Origin of the sequence: Streptomyces atriruber, assembly GCF_001418325.1 — a bacterium.
GTDB lineage: Bacteria > Actinomycetota > Actinomycetes > Streptomycetales > Streptomycetaceae > Streptomyces > Streptomyces atriruber.
Genome location: NZ_LIPN01000165.1, coordinates 1 through 18,981, shown reverse-complemented (window position 1 = coordinate 18,981; position 18,981 = coordinate 1). Strand labels below are relative to the sequence as shown.

Here is an 18,981-nt window from a genome sequence, read left to right as displayed (position 1 = left end):
GCGGGAGGCACGGGATGGACGAGGCGCGGGCACGGGACGTACTGGACGCGGCGGATCTGCCGGTTCCGGCGGGCGGGGCCCGGCTGCTCGCCCTCGGCGAGAACGCGGTGTTCGCCGTCGACGAGCTGGTCGTCAAGGTCGGCCGCGCCGCCCCCGAGCTCCTCGCCAGGGCGCGGCGCGAGACGGCCGTCGCCCGGTGGCTCGAGGAGGCGGGCATCCCCGCCGTGCGGGCCGCCGAGCCCGAGGCCCGGCTGGTGGACGGTCATCCGGTGACGCTCTGGCACCGGCTGCCGGAGGCGGTGCGCCCCGCCGAGCCGCGCGACCTCGCGGCGCTGATCCGTCGGGTGCACACACTGGACTCCCCCTCCTTCGACCTCCCCCGCCGGGAACTGCTCGGCGGCGTGGAGCGGTGGCTGTGGCTCGCGGGCGACGCGGTCGATCCGGCCGACGCGGACTATCTGCGGGAGCGCAGGGACGGGTTCGCGGCGGCCGCCGCGGCACTGACGCCCCGCCTCGCGCCGGGGCCCATCCACGGGGACGCGCTGCCCCGCAACGTCCTGGTCGGCCCAGACGGGCCCGTGCTCGTGGACCTGGAGACCTTCTCCTTCGACCTGCGGGAGCACGACCTGGTCGTCATGGCGCTCTCCCGCGATCGGTACGGGCTCGCGCCGGAGGCGTACGACGGGTTCGTGGCCGCGTACGGCTGGGACGTGCGGGAGTGGGAGGGGTGCGCCGTGCTGCGGGGCGCCCGGGAGACGGCCAGCTGCGCATGGGTCGCGCAGCACGCGCCCGCCAACCCGAAGGCGCTCGCCGAGTTCCGTCGGCGGGTGGCGTCCCTGCGGGACGGGGACGCCGAAGTCCGTTGGTACCCCTTCTGAGCGGTCAGTCCGCTTCTCGGAGCGGCCACACCCCGTCCACCACGGCGTCCGCCTTCCCCTTCTTCCGCAGGAAGTTCTGGAAGTCCGCGGCCCACTCCGCATACCAGCCGATCTGGCTGCGGTGCAGGTCCGCCGGGCCGAGGGCCGCGACCTTCGGATGGCGGTCGGCTATCGCGCAGGCGAGGCGGGCGGCCGCCTGGGCGTCGGCCGCCGCGTCGTGGGCGGACTCCAGGAGCACCCCGTACTCCTTGCAGACCGCTTCCAGGTTGCGCTTGCCCTTGCGGTAGCGGTCGATGGAGCGGTCGATCGTGTACGGGTCGATGACCGGGCCGGGGTCGATGCCGCCGAGCCGGTCGCGCAGGGACCGCAGGCCGTGCCTGCGGAGCTCGGCGGAGAGCAGGCTCAGGTCGAAGACCGCGTTGTACGCCACCACGGGGACGCCCGACTGCCAGTACGACGTGAGGACGTCGGCGAGGGCGTCCGCCACGTCGGCGGCGGGGCTGCCCTCGGCCGCCGCCCGTTCGTTCGTGATGCCATGCACGGCGACCGCTTCGGCCGGGATCGGAACTCCCGGATCCGCGAGCCAGGTGCGGCGCCCCAGCGTCTCCCCGTCCTTGACCTCGATCACCGCGCCGGTGACGATGCGCGCCTCGCCCGGATCCGTCCCTGTCGTCTCCAGGTCGAAACCGATCAGCAGCTCCCGGTGCCAGCCCATGGCCGCCCCCTTCTTCGTGGTGCTTTCCCCCCAGTGACCACCACGATCCCATGCGCCACTGACAATCCGAGGGGCGGATTCCACTTCATCCGTCCACGCGGTCACGACACGGGACGCGAGTCCGCCCAGGCCACCTCGAACTCCTCGCGGTATGTCGCGAAAAGACCGCCCTCACCCGGATCACCCGACTTGACCACCCGGCTCCCGCCCCGCAGCACCAGGACCGGCGCCTCCATCCCGCGGGTCCTGCGCAGATACGACTGGACGACGCCGATGCCGTCCGCGCCGTCCCCGTCGACCAGGTAGGCGGTGAAGCGCGGGGTCTCGTCGAAGACCTGGATCTCGAAGGCGCCGGGGTCCCGCAGCCGCGCCCTGACCCGGCGCGAGTGCAGGATGTTCATCTCGACGGAGCGGCTCAACTCACCCTTTTTTATGCCCAGTTCACGCTCCCGGCGCTTGACCGCACTGCTCGCCGGGTTGAGGAAGAGCAGCCGCACCCGGCAGCCGGACTCGGCGAGCCGGACCAGACGGCGTCCGGAGAAGTTCTGCACGAGGAGGTTGAGGCCTATCCCGATCGCGTCCAGGCGACGGGCGCCGCCGAAGATGTCCTCGGCGGGAAACTGCCGCAGGAGCCGCACCCGGTCCGGGTGCACGGCCACCACGTCCGCGTACCGGTCACCGACCAGGTCCTCGACGGCGTCGACGGGCAGCCGACGCGCGGAGGGCGTGTCGGTGCCCGAGCCGAGTATGTCCAGGAGCCGGGCCGATGCGCGCTCGGCCTGGGCGAGGACCGTCTCGGACAGGGCGCGGTTGCGGGACACGACGTTCCGCGTGACCTCCAGCTCGTCGAGGGCCAGCTCGACGTCGCGCCGGTCGTCGAAGTACGGCTCGAAGCACGGCCAGTGCTGCACCATCAGCTCGCGCAGCTGCGGCAGCGTGAGGAAGCTGAGAACGTTGTCGTCGGCGGGGTCGAGCAGATAGCCCTTGCGTCGGCTCACCTCGCGCACGGCGACGGCGCGCTGCACCCACTCCTGCCCGGCCGGGCCCGCCGCGGCGACGACCCAGTCGTCGGCGTGGACGGGTTCGTAGACGGGACGCAGAACAGCGGCCACGACCGCGCGCAGCCGCTGCTCCACCAGATTCAGCCAGATGTAGGCCCGCCCCGCGCGCTGAGCGCGCGTACGGACCTCGCGCCAGGCGTCGGCGTCCCAGTCCAGTTCCGGTCCGATCTGAGATCCCATCTCCATCGGCCGGGCCAGGGACACCGCTCCAGGGGGTACGTCCGCGGAGCTCCCCTCGTGACCCTCGTCACCAGGGGGCAGCTCCCGCCCGCCCGAGCTCACCCGCGCACCGCCTTCCGCTCCCGCGAACACTCCCCCGGTCAACGATCAAGGAAGGGTACTCCGGGAGCGGCGGGCGGTGCAGCCCGATGGGCAGGGTGGTTTCTCAACGACCCAGCGGAGGCTGGCCGTTCTGGTCGGCGAGGTCCTGCGGAGTGAGCGGGCTCATAGCGGTGACGTCACGCGCGGCCAGTGAGAAGCCCTGCCAGTGGACCGGCATCGGCTGCTGGTCCTCGTCGCGCGCGATGTGGTGGAAGCCGACGTGCACCCAGGTGACCGGGTGGTCCATGGCCTGGCCGTTCACCCACTTGTCGACGCTGTCCGGCGTGCCGCCCGGGCAGCCCGGGTTGTTGCTCGCGTACTGCTCGCACTTCTTGTACTGGGTGAAGTACACGTCGTGCTTGGTGAACTCGCGGCCCGCGTGCTTGGTGCTGGGGCCGGGCACGATCTCGTACGAGCGCGGGTGGCCGTCCTTGTTCTTGCCGGTGTTGCTGACCACGCGCCACCAGCGCATGTCCTTGCGGTCGCCCGCCAGCTCCTTGGTGACCTTGGTGCGGGTGGTCTTCGTGGTGGGGCTGCCGTCGCCGGTGGGCGGGGTGACCTTGGAGTCGTACTGCTCGACCTTGGCCTTCGGGGAGCCGTCCAGGCCGAAGTTGAGCCGCCAGAAGACGTTGTGGGCGTGGCTCTCGGCCTTGGCCTGGTCGCCCTTGCCGATCGGCCAGCCGCGGCTGTCGCCGCCGTCGTAGTCGTACGGCGAGAGGCTGCCGGTGGCGCCGACGTTGGAGGTGATGGTGCCGTCCGAGGAGAAGCGCCACTCGGTGATGTACTCGTACCAGGAGGCCTTGTTCACCGTGTACACCAGCAGGTCCTTGCCCTGGCCGGTGTAGACCTTGCCGGTGCCGCCGGTGCTCTGGTCGTCGTTGAGGCGGTACGCGTGCCCACGCGCGCGCGTGGTGGCGCACAGGCCCTTCACGTTGCCCCGGTGCGGGACCTTGACGGTCTTGATGGTGCCGCCGGGGCACTCGCCGGGGTTGAGGTTCTGCAGGGCCTGGCCGAAGTCGGTTCCTGTGACGTCGTCGTACTCGGCCTGGCCGTCGTCGTAGGGCACGTGCACCTGGGCGAGCCGGGCGCTGGTGAGGACCGGGATCGGCTTCGGCTCGCCCTTCGGCTGGTAGCTGATCTTGTCAAGGATCAGACCGGAGAGCGTGTTGTAGTGCCAGCACATGCGCCAGGTCGTGCCGCCGTCGACGGTCTGCTCGATCTTGTAGGCGTCGCTGCAGTCGGCCGCGGCCGTGGGTGCGGCCGGCGGTGCCTGCGGGGCCGCCGATGCGGGTGCGGCGACGCCGACGGCGCCGCCGAGGAGCGCGGAGACCGCAAGGGCCAGGGTGACCCGTTTGCGGGCGCGCGAAAGTCTGTTGACGTGCATTGCTGAGTGAACTCCCTCGGACGAGGAGAAGTTGGCGTGTGGTGTCGTGCGCGGGCGGCCGGGGTCAGCCGAGGCGGCCCACGGTGCGGGTGCTCAGGTCGACGACGAGGGCCCTGGTGTCGATCCACGGGCCGTTCTTGACCTTGGTGACGACCTGGAGGCACCGGTGCTTGCCGCACGCGTCGAGGCTGGACGGCACACGCTTCACGGTCTCCTTGCGGAAGACCATGCCGCTCAGCTGCAGCTGGTCGGGACCGGCCAGCGCCTTGCCCGTGGCGTGCTTGAAGTCCTTCTTCAGGCCCTTGCCGAGCGGGTCGGCGATCAGCAGCCGGGCGCCCTCGGCGAGCTCTTCCTGGCTCGGCGGCGGCTGTACGTTCATCGTGGTGACCGTGTCGTCGACCTTGCCGGTCTCCAGATTGACCGTCTTGGTGATGACGGCGTCCTTCTTGTAGTCGTAGTAGACGACTTCGGCGCTGCGCTGGGGTGCGGCACCGCTGTCGCTCGGCTCCGGCTCGCTGAGGTTCGTGGACAGCAGCTGCGGTCCGCGGTCCCCCTCGACGTCCCGGGCGCTGGACCGCATCTGGCCCGACACCGAGGCCTTCTCGGCCCGCTCGATCTCCTCGTCGGTCAGCGGGTCGCTGCCGACTCCCTTCGCGCCCTCCTCGGGCGCCGCTTCCACGACGCCGTCCTTCGCGACGGCGTCCTGCTTCGCCGCGGCCGCGTTGGCCTGGCGGTCCCCCGACCCACCAGCCTCCGACCCCGGCAGGTTGACGCCCACCAGCACGGCGGTCGCGGTCGCCGCGACCGCCGCGCCCGCCACCACCTTCCCCAGGTGGCGTCTGACTATCTCTCGCACTACTCCCCCTACTCCCCTGGCGCCCCATTCATGGGCATGCCGAGTATGTGGTCAGACGGTTAGACGGGTACAACTCCTGGGTGGTTGCCCCACTTTCGGGCACACTCTGGCCGAAGTGGCCCCGAGTTGAGGGGGCGTGAGTGGAAGAGTCGTATACATGCAGGTCTGGCCTGGGCAGGCGTATCCCTTAGGTGCCACGTACGACGGAGCGGGCACGAATTTCGCGGTCTTCTCCGAGGCCGCAGAGCGAGTGGAGCTGTGTCTGCTGCACGACGACGGCTCGGAGACGGCCGTCGAGCTGCGCGAGTCCGACGCGTTCGTGCGGCACGCGTATCTGCCCGGCATCATGCCGGGCCAGCGCTACGGCTTCCGGGTGCACGGCCCCTACGCACCGGAGCAGGGGCACCGCTGCAACTCGGCCAAGCTGCTGCTCGATCCGTACGCACGCGCGGTGAGCGGGCGCATCGACTGGGGCGAGGAGGTGTACGGCTACCACTTCGACCAGCCCGACGAGCGCAACGACTTGGACTCGGCGCCGCACATGATGACGTCGGTCGTGGTCAACCCCTACTTCGACTGGGGCGACGACCGGCCCCCGCGCACCCCGTACCACGAGACGGTGCTCTACGAGGCCCATGTGAAGGGCCTGACGATGCTGCACCCGGACCTTCCGGAGGAGCTCCGCGGCTCGTACGCGGCGCTCGGGCAACCCGCGATCATCGAGCACCTCACCGGCCTCGGCGTCACCGCCCTGGAGCTGATGCCGGTCCACCAGTTCGTGAACGACCACCGTCTGGTGGACATGGGCCTCAACAACTACTGGGGCTACAACACCATCGGCTTCTTCGCCCCGCACAACGCGTACGCGTCCTGGGGCGACCGCGGCGAGCAGGTCCTGGAGTTCAAGCAGGCCGTGAAGGCGCTCCACGAGGCGAACATCGAGGTGATCCTGGACGTCGTCTACAACCACACCGCCGAGGGCAACCACCTGGGCCCGACGCTCTCCTACAAGGGCCTCGACAACGCCTCTTACTACCGCCTCACCGACGACTCCCGCTACTACATGGACACCACGGGCACCGGCAACTCGCTCCTGATGCGCTCGCCGCACGTCCTGCAGATGATCATGGATTCGCTGCGGCACTGGGTCACGGACATGCACGTGGACGGGTTCCGCTTCGACCTCGCGGCGACGCTGGCGCGCCAGTTCCACGAGGTGGACCGGCTGTCGTCCTTCTTCGACCTCGTGCAGCAGGACCCGGTGGTCAGCCAGGTGAAGCTGATCGCCGAGCCCTGGGACGTCGGCGAGGGCGGCTATCAGGTGGGCAACTTCCCGCCCCTGTGGACCGAGTGGAACGGCATGTACCGCGACACGGTGCGCGATCTGTGGCGCGGCGAGCAGCGCACCCTCGCGGAGTTCGCGTCCCGGCTCACCGGCTCCTCCGACCTCTACCAGGACGACGGGCGGCGCCCGCTGGCGTCGATCAACTTCACCACCTGCCACGACGGCTTCACGCTGCACGACCTCGTCTCGTACAACGAGAAGCGCAACGAGGCCAACGGCGAGAACAACCAGGACGGCGAGAGCCACAACCGCTCCTGGAACTGCGGCGCCGAGGGAGAGACGGACGATCCGGACGTCCTGGAGCTGCGCGCGCGGCAGATGCGGAACTTCACCGCCACGCTGATGCTCTCCCAGGGCGTGCCGATGCTCAGCCACGGCGACGAGTTCGCGCGCACGCAGGGCGGCAACAACAACGCGTACTGCCAGGACAACGAACTGGCGTGGGTGCGCTGGCCGGACGGCGAGAACTCGCTCCTGGCCTTCACCCGCACGATGGCGATGCTCCGGCGCGACCACCCGGTCTTCCGCAGGCGCCGGTTCTTCCACGGCCGCCCCGTGCAGGGCACGCACGACGAACTGTCCGACATCGCCTGGTTCACCCCGGAGGGCGACGAGATGGAGCAGCCCGACTGGGCCGCCTCGCAGGCGCGGGCGCTCAGCGTGTTCCTCAACGGCAACGCCATCTCGGAGCCGGGACAGCGCGGGGAGCGGATCTCCGACGACTCGTTCCTGCTGATGTTCAACGCGTCGCCGGAACCCATCGAGTTCGTGGTCCCGGTCAACCACGGCCGTCAGTGGCAGCTCGTGATCGACACGGCCCACGAGGACGGGGTGCCGCCGGAGCCGGGACCGAAGGTGCGGGCAGGCGACCGGCTCACGCTGGCCGACCGGAGCCTCACGGTGCTGCAGCGTCCGGCGTGACGGCGGTGAGGGGCGCCTCTTGAGAGTGGGGTGACGGCGCGTGGCGGTGCGGGTCGTGGCGGGCGATCAGTGCGATCACGAACGCGACCGCCGCGGCCGCGCTGCCGAGGGCGAACGCCGCCCCCGCGCCGTGCGACTCCGCGAGGCGCCCGGCCACCGCGAGCGTCACCGCCTGGCCTCCGACGAAGGCGCTCGCCGCGAACGTCATGCCCTCGGCGAGCCGCTGCGGCGGCACGGCGCGCTCGGTCAGCGCGAAGCCGGTGATGAGGTTCGGGGCGTAGATCGCGCCGAAGAAGGTGACCACTACGTAGAGCCCCACCAGGCTGTCGGTCCACACCAGGGGCAGTGAGAGGAGCGCCGCGGCCGCCGTCGCCACGCGCCAGCGCGCCAGCAGCCCGAACCGCTCGGGCAGCGCGGCCATCGAGAGCCCGACCACCGCGCTCATGACGCCCATCGCCGCGTACACGAGACCGGCCTGCCCCGGCCGGCCCAGCTCGTCGGTCAGCGCGGTGATGCCCGCGCCGCAGGCGCCGAGCAGCACACCCAGGAACAGGAGCCCCACCCGCACCACGTAGACGGAGCGCGGCAGCCGTGGGCGTGCGCCACGCGCGCGTGCGGGATCCGCGGGGACCGCCCTCGGGGTGCGTCCCGTCGGGTGCAGTGCGAAGGCCGTGCCGCAGACGGCGACCAGGAGCGAGGCGACGCCGAAGGCGTACGCCGGATGGCCCGCGACGGACGCGAGACCCACCAGGGCGGGGCCGAGCACGAAGGACAGCTCGTCCATGGTGCTCTCCAGGGACAGCACGGTGCCCGCGAGCCGGTCGTCACCGCCCTTGGCGCGGACCAGCGGGACGACGCGGGCCCTCGCCAGGGGGCCGATCCCCGGGATCGTCGCGCCCGCCAGCACGCCGAGGACTACGAGGCCCGGCGTGGGCAGGTCGGCGAGGGCGCCCAGCGTGTACGCCGCGATGGCCACGGCGTTGACGAGGGAGAAGACGAGCACCACCGGGCGCTGGCCTCGCCGGTCCGCGAGGCGCCCGACGAACGGGCCCAGGGTCACCTGGCCGAGCGCCAGCGCGCAGGCGACGATCCCGCCGGTGGCCAGCGACCCACTGGTCTCGGTCACCAGCAGCACACTGCCGAACTGGATCATGGCCACGGGAAGTCTGCCGAGGAACGAGACGACGGGGAGCGCCGCCCCCGTCATTCCGAGCACTCTGCGGTATGCGTCCCGTGTGTTCTCAGCCATCGTCCGACGCTAACGACGCGGCGGCCCCGACACGCATGAGCCGATGACACGAAAGCCTCCCGAGCGGGTACGTACGTTCGCATGACCCGCATGACGCCGGAGCGCCCAGGGCCCGCGGTACCGCCGCCGCCCACCGCCACGTACCGGCTCCAGCTGCAGCCGGACTTTCCCTTCGCGGCCGCCGAGGCGGCCGTCCCCCACCTGGCCTCGCTGGGTGTCTCCCATCTGCACCTGTCGCCGGTGCTCGAGGCGGTCCCCGGGTCCACGCACGGCTACGACGTCGTGGACCATGCGCGCGTGCGGGACGAGCTGGGCGGCGAGGACGGGCTGCGGTCCCTGTCCCGCACCGCCCGGCAGTCCGGGCTCGGTCTCGTCGTGGACATCGTGCCGAACCACATGGCGGCGGTGCCACGGCACAACCACGCGCTGTGGGAGGTGCTGCGCGAGGGCCCCGGGTCGCCGTACGCGCGCTGGTTCGACATCGACTGGGAGGCGGGCGGCGGGCGCGTCCTGCTTCCCTTCCTCGGCGGCAGGCTCGGGGACGAGCTCGGGCAGCTGCGGGTCGAGGGGGACGTCCTGTACTACTACGACCATGCGTTCCCGCTCCGGGAGGGCACCGCGGGGCTGCCGCTCGTGGAGCTCCTGGACGCGCAGTGGTACCGCCTGTCGTGGTGGCGGCTGGCCCGTACCGAGCTCAACTACCGGCGCTTCTTCACCATCTCGGATCTCATCGGGGTGCGCGTCGAGGACCCGGACGTGTTCGCGGCGACGCACGGGAAGATCCTGCAGCTGCTCCACGAGGGCGTCGTCGAAGGCCTGCGGATCGACCATCCCGACGGCCTCGCGGACCCCGGGGCGTACCTCCAGAGGCTGCACGAGGCGACCGGCGGGCGCTGGACGGTCGTCGAGAAGATCCTCGCCGACGGCGAGCACCTGCCCGCCGCCTGGCCCGTGGCCGGTACCACCGGCTACGACGCGCTGCGCCACATCGACGGCGTCCTCGCCGATCCGGCGGGCGCCGGTGAACTCCTCGGCCAGTACCGGAGGTTCGCCGCGGCGCCCGCGGACCGGGGCGGCGACTGGGACGCGACGGTGCGCCGGGCCGCGTACAAGGTCGTCACGAGCGAGCTGGCCGCGGAGGTGGACCGCCTCACCCGTGTGGCGGACACGATCTGCGCGGCCGTCCCCGAACTGCGCGACCACGCGCCGTGGGCCCTGCGCACCGCCCTCAGGGAGCTCCTCGTGCGGCTGCCCGTCTACCGGCCGTACGCCGCCGGGGGCGACGCCCCCGAAACGGTCCTCACCGCGCGCGCCGCGGAAGAGGCCAGGGCGGCCTTCAGCGTGCCCGAGGAGGCCGGGGCGGTCGATGTCGTACGGGACTTGGCACTGGGGCGCATCGAGAACCCCGGAACGTCCGGGGAGCCCGCGGAGCCCGGGGAGCCCGGGGAGCCCGTCGCGGTCTCCGAAGCCCTGCGGGAGTTCGGCGTGCGGTTCGCGCAGACCGCGTCCGCGCTGCGTGCCAAGGCCGTCGAGGACACGGCGTTCTACCGGCACGCGCCGCTGCTCTCGGCGGCGGAGGTGGGCGGCGCGCCCGAGCGCCCCGCCGTGCCCGTGGAGGAGTTCCACGCGTACTGCGCGCGCGTGCAGCGCGACTGGCCCTACTCGGGCACGGTCCTGACAACGCACGACACCAAGCGCAGCGCGGACGTGCGGGCGGGCATCTCGGTCCTGACGCAGTGTCCGGGCCGATGGGCCGGCCTCCTCGCCGAGGTGACCGAGCAGACCTCGCGCGTGGGCGGCACCGGCGCGCCCGACCCCCAGCTGGCCTGGGCGGCCTGGCAGACGGCCGTCGGCTTCGGCTTCCCCTACGACCAGCGGCTGCAGAACGCCCTCCTGAAGCACGTGCGCGAGGCGGGCCTGCACACGAGCTGGACCGAGCGGAACGAGGCGTACGAGAAGGCGGTGGTCGCGTTCGTGGAGGCGGGGCCGTGCGGGCCGCCGCTGTACGCGGTGGCGTCGTTCGCGCGGGAGATGGACGCCCACCTGCGCGCGAACGTCCTGGGGGCGGCGCTCCTGCATCTGACGATGCCCGGCGTGCCCGACCTCTACCAGGGCACGGAGGGCGAGTACCGCGCCCTGGTCGACCCGGACAACCGGCGGCCCGCCCGGTTCCAGCCCCGCGTCCTGGAGCGGCTCGACGCCCAGCGGGAACGCTGGGACCTCTCGGAGGAGAAGCTGGCGCTCACCGCGGCGGCGCTGCGGCTGCGCGGGCGGCGGCCCGAACTGTTCGGGGGCGCGGCGACGTACGAGCCGCTGGCCGCCGAGGGTCCGGGCGCCGCGCACTGTGTGGCGTTCGCCCGCTCCGGGGAGGCCGTGGTCGCCGTGACGCGGCTGTCGCTGCGGCTCGCTGACGCGGGCGGCTGGCGCGGGACCGAGCTCGCGCTCCCGGCGGGCCGGTGGGCCGATCTGCTCGCTCCTGGGCGGGAGTTCGAGGGGCACGCGCGCGTGGCGGACCTGTTCGCCGCGTCACCGGTGGCCCTCTTGGTGCGCGAGGACGTACTCACCGAGGGCGCACGAGAAGAATCCGCGGACCACGGGTCAGCAGCCCCCGGGGAGCCGGTCTGAAGCCCGGCGCCCAGCGCAGCCCCGGCAGGGCGTCGAGCAGGGCGCGCAGGCCGTACTCGGCGGTGCGGGCCGCGAGCTCGGCGCCCGGACAGGAGTGGCGGCCCGCGCCGAAGGCTAGGCGGCCGGGGTCCGCGCGGAGGATGTCGTAGCGGTCCGGGTGGGCGAACCGGTCGGGGTCCCGGCCCGCCGCGCCGACCAGGCACGCGACGACGGCCCCCGCGGGCAGCGTCGCGCCCGCCACGGTGACCGGGCGGACCGCGCGGCGCAGCACGACGGGGGCGGGCGGGTCGCGGCGCAGGGACTCCGCCCAGGCGGCGGGGATCAGCTCGTGCCGCTCGCGGACCAGGGCCAGTTGCCGCGGGTCGTCGAGGAGGTTGGCGAGGAGCGAGGCGAACGCGAGCGCGGTGGCCTCGCCGCCCCCGCCGAGCAGCGAACTGACGAGGCCGGACACGGCCTCGTCGGACAGCGGCCGTCCGTCGACCTCGGCGGTGCACAGCACGGAGAGCAGGTCGCCGCCGGGGCGGGCCCTGCGGCGCGCCAGGTGGGGGCGCAGACAGGCGTCCAGTTCGTGGTGGTGGCCGCCGAGGTGGGTGAGGCCGCCGCGGCACCACCGCTGGACGCGGACGGTGTCCTCGTAGGGCAGGCCGAGGGCCGCCGTGACCGCGGCGGTCGGCAGCCACTGGCAGAACTCGGCGACGAGGTCGGTCTCCCGGCGGGCGGCGATGCGGCGGGCCAGGACGTAGGCGGTGCGCGAGGCGCCTGCGGCCAGGGCGGCGACGGCGCGGCCCCGCAGCGCGGGCTCGACCAGGGCGCGGTGCGCGCGGTGCGTGTCGCCCTCCATGTGGGCGAGGGTGCGCCCCGGCGGAACCGCGACGAGGCCGTCCTGCCCGAGCACCCCGCACACGTCCGCGTACCGGCTCACCAGCCACGCCCCGAGCAGTTCGTCCCGCACCAGCGGGAAACCCTCCCGCAGTACGCGGAACACGGGGTACGGATCCCTCGCGACGCCGGGCGACACGAGACTGGGCGGCGCGGCGCCGTCGCGCTCCGCGGGCGGGACACGCTGGTCGAGGGGGACGCGCAGGGCGAGGGGCGTTCCGGGCGGGGATATCGGGCCGTCCGGCGGGACGGGGAGGCAGCGCACCGCGGGGCTCCCACCTGTGCGTCGGCGCGGCGAGCGGCCGCGCGGGTGTGTCCAAGACGACCACCGCGCGGCCCGCGCCGCAGTCCACGTACGCCCGTTCGAGTGAGGTCGACCGGCGCGCGGCTCAGGCGTGCGCGTCCTTGACACGTCTGCCGGGGCGTGGCGTACTGCGATTGCCTCAGTGGTGGACCGGACGGGGGGCCAACTGGCGGTGCAGCACTATCCGAGTGTTCCTGAACTCGTCTTTTCCGCGCGGCAGTTGGCAGCTCAACGTCCCGACCTGGTCTCTTTGCGCGAGGTGGGGTCCTCGCGCGCGGGGCGGCCGCTGCACCTCCTCTCGGTGGGCCACCGGACCCGGGCCGTCCTGGTCGTCGCGGGCGCCCACGCCAACGAGCCGACCGGCGGTTCGACGCTGCTGCACCTCGCGGAGTGGACCCTGCGCGACCCGCGGCTGCGCAGCGACGCCTCCTGGCACTTCCTGCTCTGCGCGGACCCGGACGGCGCGAGCCTGCACCGCACGCCCTGTCCCCGCACGCTCCTGGACTACCACCGCTGCTTCTTCCGCCCCGCGGGACCCGAGCAGCCCGAGTGGTCGCCGTCCATCCTGCCGCCCGACCGGCTGCCGCCGGAGACCCGCGCCCTGACCGCGGTCATCGACGAACTGCGTCCCTACTTGCAGGTGTCCCTGCACGGCACCGACCTGGGCGGCAGCTGGGTGCAGCTGACGAAGGACATCCCCGGCCTCGCGGAGCCGTTCGCCAAGTCGGCGGCGGAGCTGCACATCCCCGTGGAGACGGGGGCGTCGGACGCCGCGGGCTGGCCGGTCTCCGGGCCGGGCGTCCACGTGCTGCCGAGCCCCGGCGCGGCGGCGGCGTACCCGAGCCTGCCCGAGGACGCCCGGCTGACCACGTGGCACCGCACCCACCGCTACGGCGGACGCACCGCGATCGTCGAGGTCCCGATGTGGGCCAGCGATCTGGTCGACGACCCGCAGACGCACCCGGCGCCCGCGCGGGCGATGCGGGCGCTCGCGCGGCGGCTGCGGCGGGACGCGCGGCTCGTCGAGGAGATCCTGGGCGAGGCGCTGCCGCGGCTGCCCGAATCCGAGGGACCGCTGCTGCGGGCCGCGCGGTGGGCGCTCGGTCTGGTGCCGGGCCTCGCCGACGACTGGCGGCGGCTGCCGCCCGCGGGCACGTCCGTGGCGTACATCGGGAGCGTCGACGCCTTCGGCAGGCGTCTGCCGCTGCGGGCCGCCGCGATGCTGCTGCGGGTCCTGGAGGAGACGGGCGACCGGGCGGCGCCGCGCCTCGACCTGCTCGTGACGCAGTGGAGCGAGGCGTTCGCCGAGCGGTTCAGGGCCCGCTGGGTGCCGCTGGAGAACCAGGTGGAGCACCAGTCGCGCACCACGGTCGCGGCCGCGTGGCACGCGCGCGTGCAGGCCGACGGCGACCGCACGGGGGACTGAGTACGTACGCGGGACCCAGTACGTACGTGGGCGGGGGTCGGTTCGGTCAGTTCGTCGAGAGGCGGAACGCCATCCGGCCGAAACTCACCGAGTCGCCGTCCTGGACGATCGCCGCACCGGTCACCCTGCGGCCGTTCACGGACGTGCCGTTCGTCGACCCGAGGTCGCGCAGCACCCACACCCCGCTCTGCCGCCGCAGTTCGGCGTGCACCCGGGAGACCGTGTCGTGGCTCAGCCGCAGGCCGTTGGCGGGGTCGCGGCCGATCCGCAGCGGATGGGCGCTGTCGGGCGAGGGGAGCAGCAGCTTCGGCAGGCGCTCGGCCTGCCAGGCCCTGCGCAGCTTCATCGTGAACCCGGAGACCGCCCCCACGCCGCCGAGCACCATCCGCGACCAGCGGCCCTCGGTCTGCAGGTCGCTGGTGAGAGCGGCCAGTTCGTCGGGCTGCCGGGCGGCGAGCACGAGCTCCATGCGCCGCAGGAACGTGTCGTGCGAGAGCCGGCCGGCGGCCGCACCCTCCTTGAGTACGTCCAGCGCCCGGTCGCGCTCCGCGTCCGTGACCCGCGCGGGGTACGTGGAGAACTCGAAAGAGGATGTCACCTGGGGATTGTCGGTCAACCTCGGCCCGGGTGTCCAGAACGGGGAGTGCGACGGCCGTCCGGTCGCTTCCCCACGGATCCCCCCACGGATCGACGGTTTCTGACGCACCATGGGACGCACGGTGTGACGGACAGCGGACGAGGGAGAACCGTCGGTGAGGTTCGAAGTGTGGGCGCCGGAGGCCGAGCGGGTCGTGCTGGAGTGCGCGGGGGTCACGCGCGCGCTGGAGCGCGACGGGGACCGCGCGGGGTGGTGGGCGGGGGACGCGGCAGCCGAGGACGGCACCCGTTACGGCTTCTCGGTGGACGGGGGCCCGGTCCTGCCCGACCCGCGCTCGCGCCGCCAGCCGGAGGGACCCGACGGGCTCAGCGCCGTCGTCGACCACGACCGGTACGCATGGCGCGCGCCCTGGACGGGCCGCGGCGTGCGGGAGGCGGTCCTGTACGAGCTGCACGTGGGGACGTACACCCGCGAGGGCACGCTCGACGCGGCGGCGGGCCGCCTCGGGCACCTCGCCGAGCTCGGCGTCACGCACGTGGAGCTGATGCCGCTGTGCCCCTTCCCCGGGCGGTACGGCTGGGGGTACGAGGGGGTGTCGCTGTGGGCGGTGCACGAGCCGTACGGCGGACCCGAGGCGCTGAAACGATTTGTCGACGCGGCGCACGCGCACGGCCTCGGCGTCGTCCTGGACGTCGTCCACAACCACCTCGGCCCGTCCGGCAACCACCTGCCCGCGTTCGGGCCCTACTTCACCGAGACGCACCAGACGCCCTGGGGCGCGGCGGTCAACCTGGACGCGCCCGGCTCCGACGAGGTGCGCGCGTACCTGATCGGCAGCGCCCTGGCCTGGCTGCGCGACTACCGCATCGACGGCCTCCGCCTCGACGCGGTGCACGCGCTGCGCGACACGCGCGCGTGCCACTTCCTGGAAGAGCTCTCCGTGGCCGTGGACTCCCTGGCCGCCGAGCTCGGCAGGCCGCTGTCCCTGATCGCCGAGTCGGACCTGGGCGACCCGCGGATCGTCGCCCCGCGCGCGCGGGGCGGACTCGGCCTGCAAGCGCAGTGGAACGACGACTTCCACCACGCGCTGCACACCGCGCTCACCGGCGAGTCGCAGGGCTACTACGCCGACTTCGCGCGCGCCCCGCTGGCCGCGCTCGCCAAGACGCTGACGCACGGGTTCTTCCACGACGGGACGTACTCGACGTTCCGCGGCCGCGCCCACGGCCGCCCCGTGGACCGCGCGCGCACTCCCGCGTACCGCTTCCTGGGCTATGCGCAGACCCACGACCAGATCGGCAACCGCGCGCAGGGGGACCGGCTCTCGGCCTCCCTCTCCCCCGGGCTGCTCGCCTGCGCGGCGGCGCTGACCCTGACGGGCCCGTTCACGCCGATGCTGTTCATGGGCGAGGAGTGGGGCGCCACGACGCCCTGGCAGTTCTTCACCGACCACACGGACCCCGAGCTCGCCGAGGCCGTGCGCCGGGGCAGGCGCAGGGAGTTCGCGGCGCACGGCTGGGCCGAGGAGGACATTCCCGACCCGCAGGACCACGGGACGCGCGACCGGTCGTGCCTGGACTGGTCCGAGCCCGCGGAGGGCCACCATGCGCGGCTGCTCGCCTGGCACCGGGAGCTCATCGCCCTGCGGCGCGCCCGCGGCGACCTGACCGACCCCGACCTGTCGGCGGTGCGGGTCGCGCACGACGAGGAAGCCCGCTGGTTCGCGTTCCGGCGCGGGGACCTGCGGATCGCCGTGAACTTCGGCAAGGAGGCCGTCACCGTGCCGCTGGACGGGCGCCACGCGCGCGTGGTCGCCGCGTGGGAGCCGGTCGACGCGCCCGGGGCGGACGGGCTGGTGCGGCTGCCCGCCGAATCGTGCGTGATCCTGGCCACCGCGTAACGTCTGGGGTCACCTAGGGGAGGCGATCATGAAGCAACGATTCCTGGGCCGGACCGGTCTGCGCGTCAGCGAACTCTGCTTCGGCACGATGACGTTCGGCAGCGGCGCGGACGAGGCGACGTCGCACCGCATGCTGGACGCGTTCACGGAGGCCGGCGGCACGTTCATCGACACGGCCGACATGTACGGGCGCGGTGTGTCGGAGGAGATCCTCGGCCGCTGGCTCAAGGGCCGTCGCAGGGACGAACTCGTCGTCGCCACCAAGGTGTTCGCCACGATGAGCGACGCACCGAACGCGGGCGGCCTGAGCCGCAAGCACATCGTGTCGGCCGTCGAGGCGAGCCTGCGGCGCCTCGGCACCGACTACATCGACCTCTACCAGACCCACGTGTGGGACGCGACGACGCCCGTCGAGGAGACCCTGTCCACCCTGGACACCCTCGTGAAGGCGGGCAAGGTGCGCTACCTCGGGGCGAGCAACCACTCCGGCGCGCAGCTGCAGAAGGCGCTCGACGTGGCGCGGGCGCACGACTGGGAGCCGTACTCCTGTCTGCAGCCGTTCTACAACCTGCTCGGGCGCGACATCGAGTGGGAGCTGCTGCCGCTCAGCGCGGCGGAGGGGGTCGGCGTCATTCCGTACAGTCCGCTGCACGGCGGCTGGCTCTCGGGGAAGTTCCGGCGCGACATGGCGGCCCCGCCGCAGGGCACGCGGGGCGCGGGCAGCTGGGAGGAGCGCGCCACGGAGGACACCTGGCGGGTCGTCGACGCGGTGCTGGAGGTCGCCGGGGAGGCCGGGCGCTCCCCGGCGCAGGTGGCGTTGCGCTGGCTCCTCCAGCAGCCCGGCGTCACCGCGCCGATCATCGGGGCGCGCTCCGTCGAGCAGCTGACCGACAACCTCGGCTGTGTGGACTGGGAGTTGACGTCCGAGCAGCGGGAGCGGCTGACGGAGGCCAGCGCACGACCCCTGCCGTATCCGTACAACGTCCTCGCCCACTACCCGGGCCGCGAGCCGCGCAACGGGCCCCGCACCGACGTCGGTTGAGGGCCCGCTCGGGTCGGTCGGACCCGTTGGGGCCCGCCCGGTCCGACGCCGCCGACGTCAGTCGACGATCGCCATCTCGCGGGCGGTGGCGTTGAGCCGCCGCCCGCCCTCCTCGGTGACCGTCACGATGTCCTCGATGCGCACGCCGAAGCGTCCCGGCAGATAGATGCCGGGCTCCACGGAGAAGCACATGCCGGGCACCAGCGGCTGCTCCTCGCCCTCGATCATGTAGGGCGGTTCGTGGGTGGTGACGCCGATGCCGTGTCCGGTGCGGTGGATGAAGTACTCGCCGTAGCCGAAGTCGGTGATCACGTCGCGGGCCGCGCGGTCGATGTCCTGGCAGGCCGCGCCGGGCCGCACCGCCGCGCAGCCCGCCGCCTGCGCCTCGCGCACCACGTCGTGGACGCGCTGCTCCTCGGCGGTCGGCTCACCGACGTGGACCGTGCGGGAGGTGTCCGAGCCGTAGCCGTGCAGCAGCCCGCCGAAGTCGAGGACGACCATGTCGCCCCGCTCGATGACGCGGTCGCCCGCCTCGTGGTGCGGGTTGGCGCCGTTGGGGCCCGAGCCGACGACGGTGAAGTCCACCTGCGAGTGCCCGAACCGCAGCAGCAGGTCGGCGAGGTCGGCGGCGACGTCCGTCTCCCTGCGGCCCGCGAAGGACACCTTCTGGATCTCCTCGTACGCCGCGTCGGCCGCCGCGCCCGCCGCCGCGAGGCGCTCCAGCTCGGCGTCGTCCTTGACGGCGCGGAGCATCGGCAGGGCCTGCGTGAGCGAGACGTAGGAGGTGTCCGGCAGCGTCTGCTGGAAGCCCAGCAGATGCATCGCCCAGGCGTTGTCGCTCACTCCGAAGCGGCCCGACACGTCGAGCAGGGGCGCCGTGACGGCGTACGGGTCCTTGCCGTCGGTCCAGTCCCGCAGGGTGAGCGCGGACGCGCCCGCGGCCCGCGCGGCGTCCGGGGCCTCCAGAGTGGGCACCACGAGGACGGGGTCCTGCCCGGCCGCGAGCACGAGGAGCGTCAGGCGCTCGGTGGTCGCGGTCGGCTGGTAGCCGGTGAGCCACACGAGGTCGGGCCCGGGGGCGACGAGCACGCCCGCCAGGCCCGCGTCCGCGGCCGTGGCCGCGGCGCGCTCCATGCGTGCTCGGTAGTCGTCGGCGGTGAAGGGCGCGGGCGCGCTGCTCATGTGGACCTCCTGTTGTCTACGCCAGAGATCCTGCCTCCCGCCGCGCGCGACCGCGAGCCCGGGTCAGGCCCGGGTCAGGTCACGACGCCCGGCCTTGCGGACAGGACCTGGCGTCCGCCGCCCTCGTGGCGCACCGTCAGGGTCAGTCCCCTGCCGGGGCGCGCGGCACCGACCACCGCCGCCAGCCCGGCCACCGAGTCGATCCGGGTCCCGCCGACGGCGAGCAGGGTGTCGCCGCGCACCAGGCCCGCGGCGTGGCCGGGACCGGGTACGTGCACGCCGACGAGCAGGGCGC

The 18,981-nt window shown here is 73.2% G+C and carries 15 protein-coding genes; 6 read left to right on the top strand and 9 right to left on the bottom strand.

Translation table 11 applies throughout. The annotated features are described in order from the left end of the window. Positions 1–14: 14 nt before the first annotated feature. Positions 15–878 (top strand): phosphotransferase enzyme family protein, encoded by an 864-nt coding sequence (locus AOK03_RS18750; RefSeq protein WP_055566441.1) that lies wholly within the window; start codon positions 15–17, stop codon positions 876–878. A gap of 4 nt (positions 879–882) precedes the next feature. Here AOK03_RS18750 and AOK03_RS18745 read toward each other — a convergent pair whose 3' ends face one another. The 4 genes from AOK03_RS18745 to AOK03_RS18730 all read right to left on the bottom strand — a co-directional run bounded on the left by AOK03_RS18745 (position 883) and on the right by AOK03_RS18730 (position 5,215). Then, a complete protein-coding gene (locus AOK03_RS18745; RefSeq protein WP_055566440.1) occupies positions 883–1,593 on the bottom strand; it encodes a 3'-5' exonuclease in 711 nt (236 codons plus the stop codon). 101 nt (positions 1,594–1,694) lie between these two features. Beyond that, entirely contained in the window at positions 1,695–2,936 is a 1,242-nt protein-coding gene (locus tag AOK03_RS18740; RefSeq protein WP_055566449.1) for an SAV2148 family HEPN domain-containing protein, read from the bottom strand. Between the two features lie 103 nt (positions 2,937–3,039). Beyond that, the gene (locus tag AOK03_RS18735) at positions 3,040–4,359 is read right to left on the bottom strand and encodes a copper amine oxidase (RefSeq protein ID WP_055566439.1); all 1,320 of its coding nucleotides are present in this window, start codon (positions 4,357–4,359) and stop codon (positions 3,040–3,042) included. 64 nt (positions 4,360–4,423) lie between these two features. Continuing rightward, the gene (locus AOK03_RS18730) at positions 4,424–5,215 is read right to left on the bottom strand and encodes a hypothetical protein (protein ID WP_055566438.1); all 792 of its coding nucleotides are present in this window, start codon (positions 5,213–5,215) and stop codon (positions 4,424–4,426) included. 157 nt (positions 5,216–5,372) lie between these two features. On the opposite strand from AOK03_RS18730, the gene glgX reads away from it, so the two are divergent. Next, positions 5,373–7,481, top strand: coding sequence for a glycogen debranching protein GlgX (gene glgX, locus AOK03_RS18725; RefSeq protein WP_055566437.1), 2,109 nt, complete (start codon positions 5,373–5,375; stop codon positions 7,479–7,481). Here the strand turns inward: glgX and AOK03_RS18720 are convergent. Beyond that, positions 7,456–8,730: an MFS transporter gene (locus tag AOK03_RS18720; protein ID WP_055566436.1), complete on the bottom strand. Its 1,275-nt coding sequence runs from the start codon at positions 8,728–8,730 to the stop codon at positions 7,456–7,458. The genes glgX and AOK03_RS18720 overlap by 26 nt on opposite strands. Positions 8,731–8,820: 90 nt before the next feature. On the opposite strand from AOK03_RS18720, the gene treY reads away from it, so the two are divergent. After that, positions 8,821–11,355, top strand: coding sequence for a malto-oligosyltrehalose synthase (treY, locus tag AOK03_RS18715; RefSeq protein WP_055566448.1), 2,535 nt, complete (start codon positions 8,821–8,823; stop codon positions 11,353–11,355). On the opposite strand, the gene AOK03_RS18710 is transcribed toward treY, so the two are convergent. Continuing rightward, positions 11,291–12,499 (bottom strand): cytochrome P450, encoded by a 1,209-nt coding sequence (locus AOK03_RS18710; protein WP_244177659.1) that lies wholly within the window; start codon positions 12,497–12,499, stop codon positions 11,291–11,293. The two genes, treY and AOK03_RS18710, sit on opposite strands and share 65 nt — an antisense overlap. A 205-nt stretch (positions 12,500–12,704) precedes the next feature. Here AOK03_RS18710 and AOK03_RS18705 point away from each other — a divergent pair, with 205 nt between their 5' ends. After that, the gene (locus tag AOK03_RS18705) at positions 12,705–13,964 is read left to right on the top strand and encodes a M14 family zinc carboxypeptidase (protein ID WP_055566446.1); all 1,260 of its coding nucleotides are present in this window, start codon (positions 12,705–12,707) and stop codon (positions 13,962–13,964) included. 46 nt (positions 13,965–14,010) lie between these two features. Here AOK03_RS18705 and AOK03_RS18700 read toward each other — a convergent pair whose 3' ends face one another. Continuing rightward, entirely contained in the window at positions 14,011–14,562 is a 552-nt protein-coding gene (locus AOK03_RS18700) for a DUF1707 and FHA domain-containing protein (RefSeq protein ID WP_055566445.1), read from the bottom strand. Between the two features lie 154 nt (positions 14,563–14,716). On the opposite strand from AOK03_RS18700, the gene treZ reads away from it, so the two are divergent. Both treZ and AOK03_RS18690 read left to right on the top strand, forming a co-directional pair. Further along, complete coding sequence (treZ, locus tag AOK03_RS18695) at positions 14,717–16,462, top strand: malto-oligosyltrehalose trehalohydrolase (protein WP_055566435.1); 1,746 nt, start codon at positions 14,717–14,719, stop codon at positions 16,460–16,462. Positions 16,463–16,490: 28 nt separating this feature from the next. Further along, positions 16,491–17,504: an aldo/keto reductase gene (locus tag AOK03_RS18690; RefSeq protein ID WP_055566434.1), complete on the top strand. Its 1,014-nt coding sequence runs from the start codon at positions 16,491–16,493 to the stop codon at positions 17,502–17,504. Between the two features lie 57 nt (positions 17,505–17,561). Here AOK03_RS18690 and AOK03_RS18685 read toward each other — a convergent pair whose 3' ends face one another. Beyond that, a complete protein-coding gene (locus AOK03_RS18685) occupies positions 17,562–18,686 on the bottom strand; it encodes an aminopeptidase P family protein (protein ID WP_055566433.1) in 1,125 nt (374 codons plus the stop codon). A 74-nt stretch (positions 18,687–18,760) separates the two neighbouring features. Then, a partial coding sequence (locus tag AOK03_RS18680; RefSeq protein ID WP_157868996.1) for a PDZ domain-containing protein occupies positions 18,761–18,981 on the bottom strand: 221 nt, incomplete at its 5' end.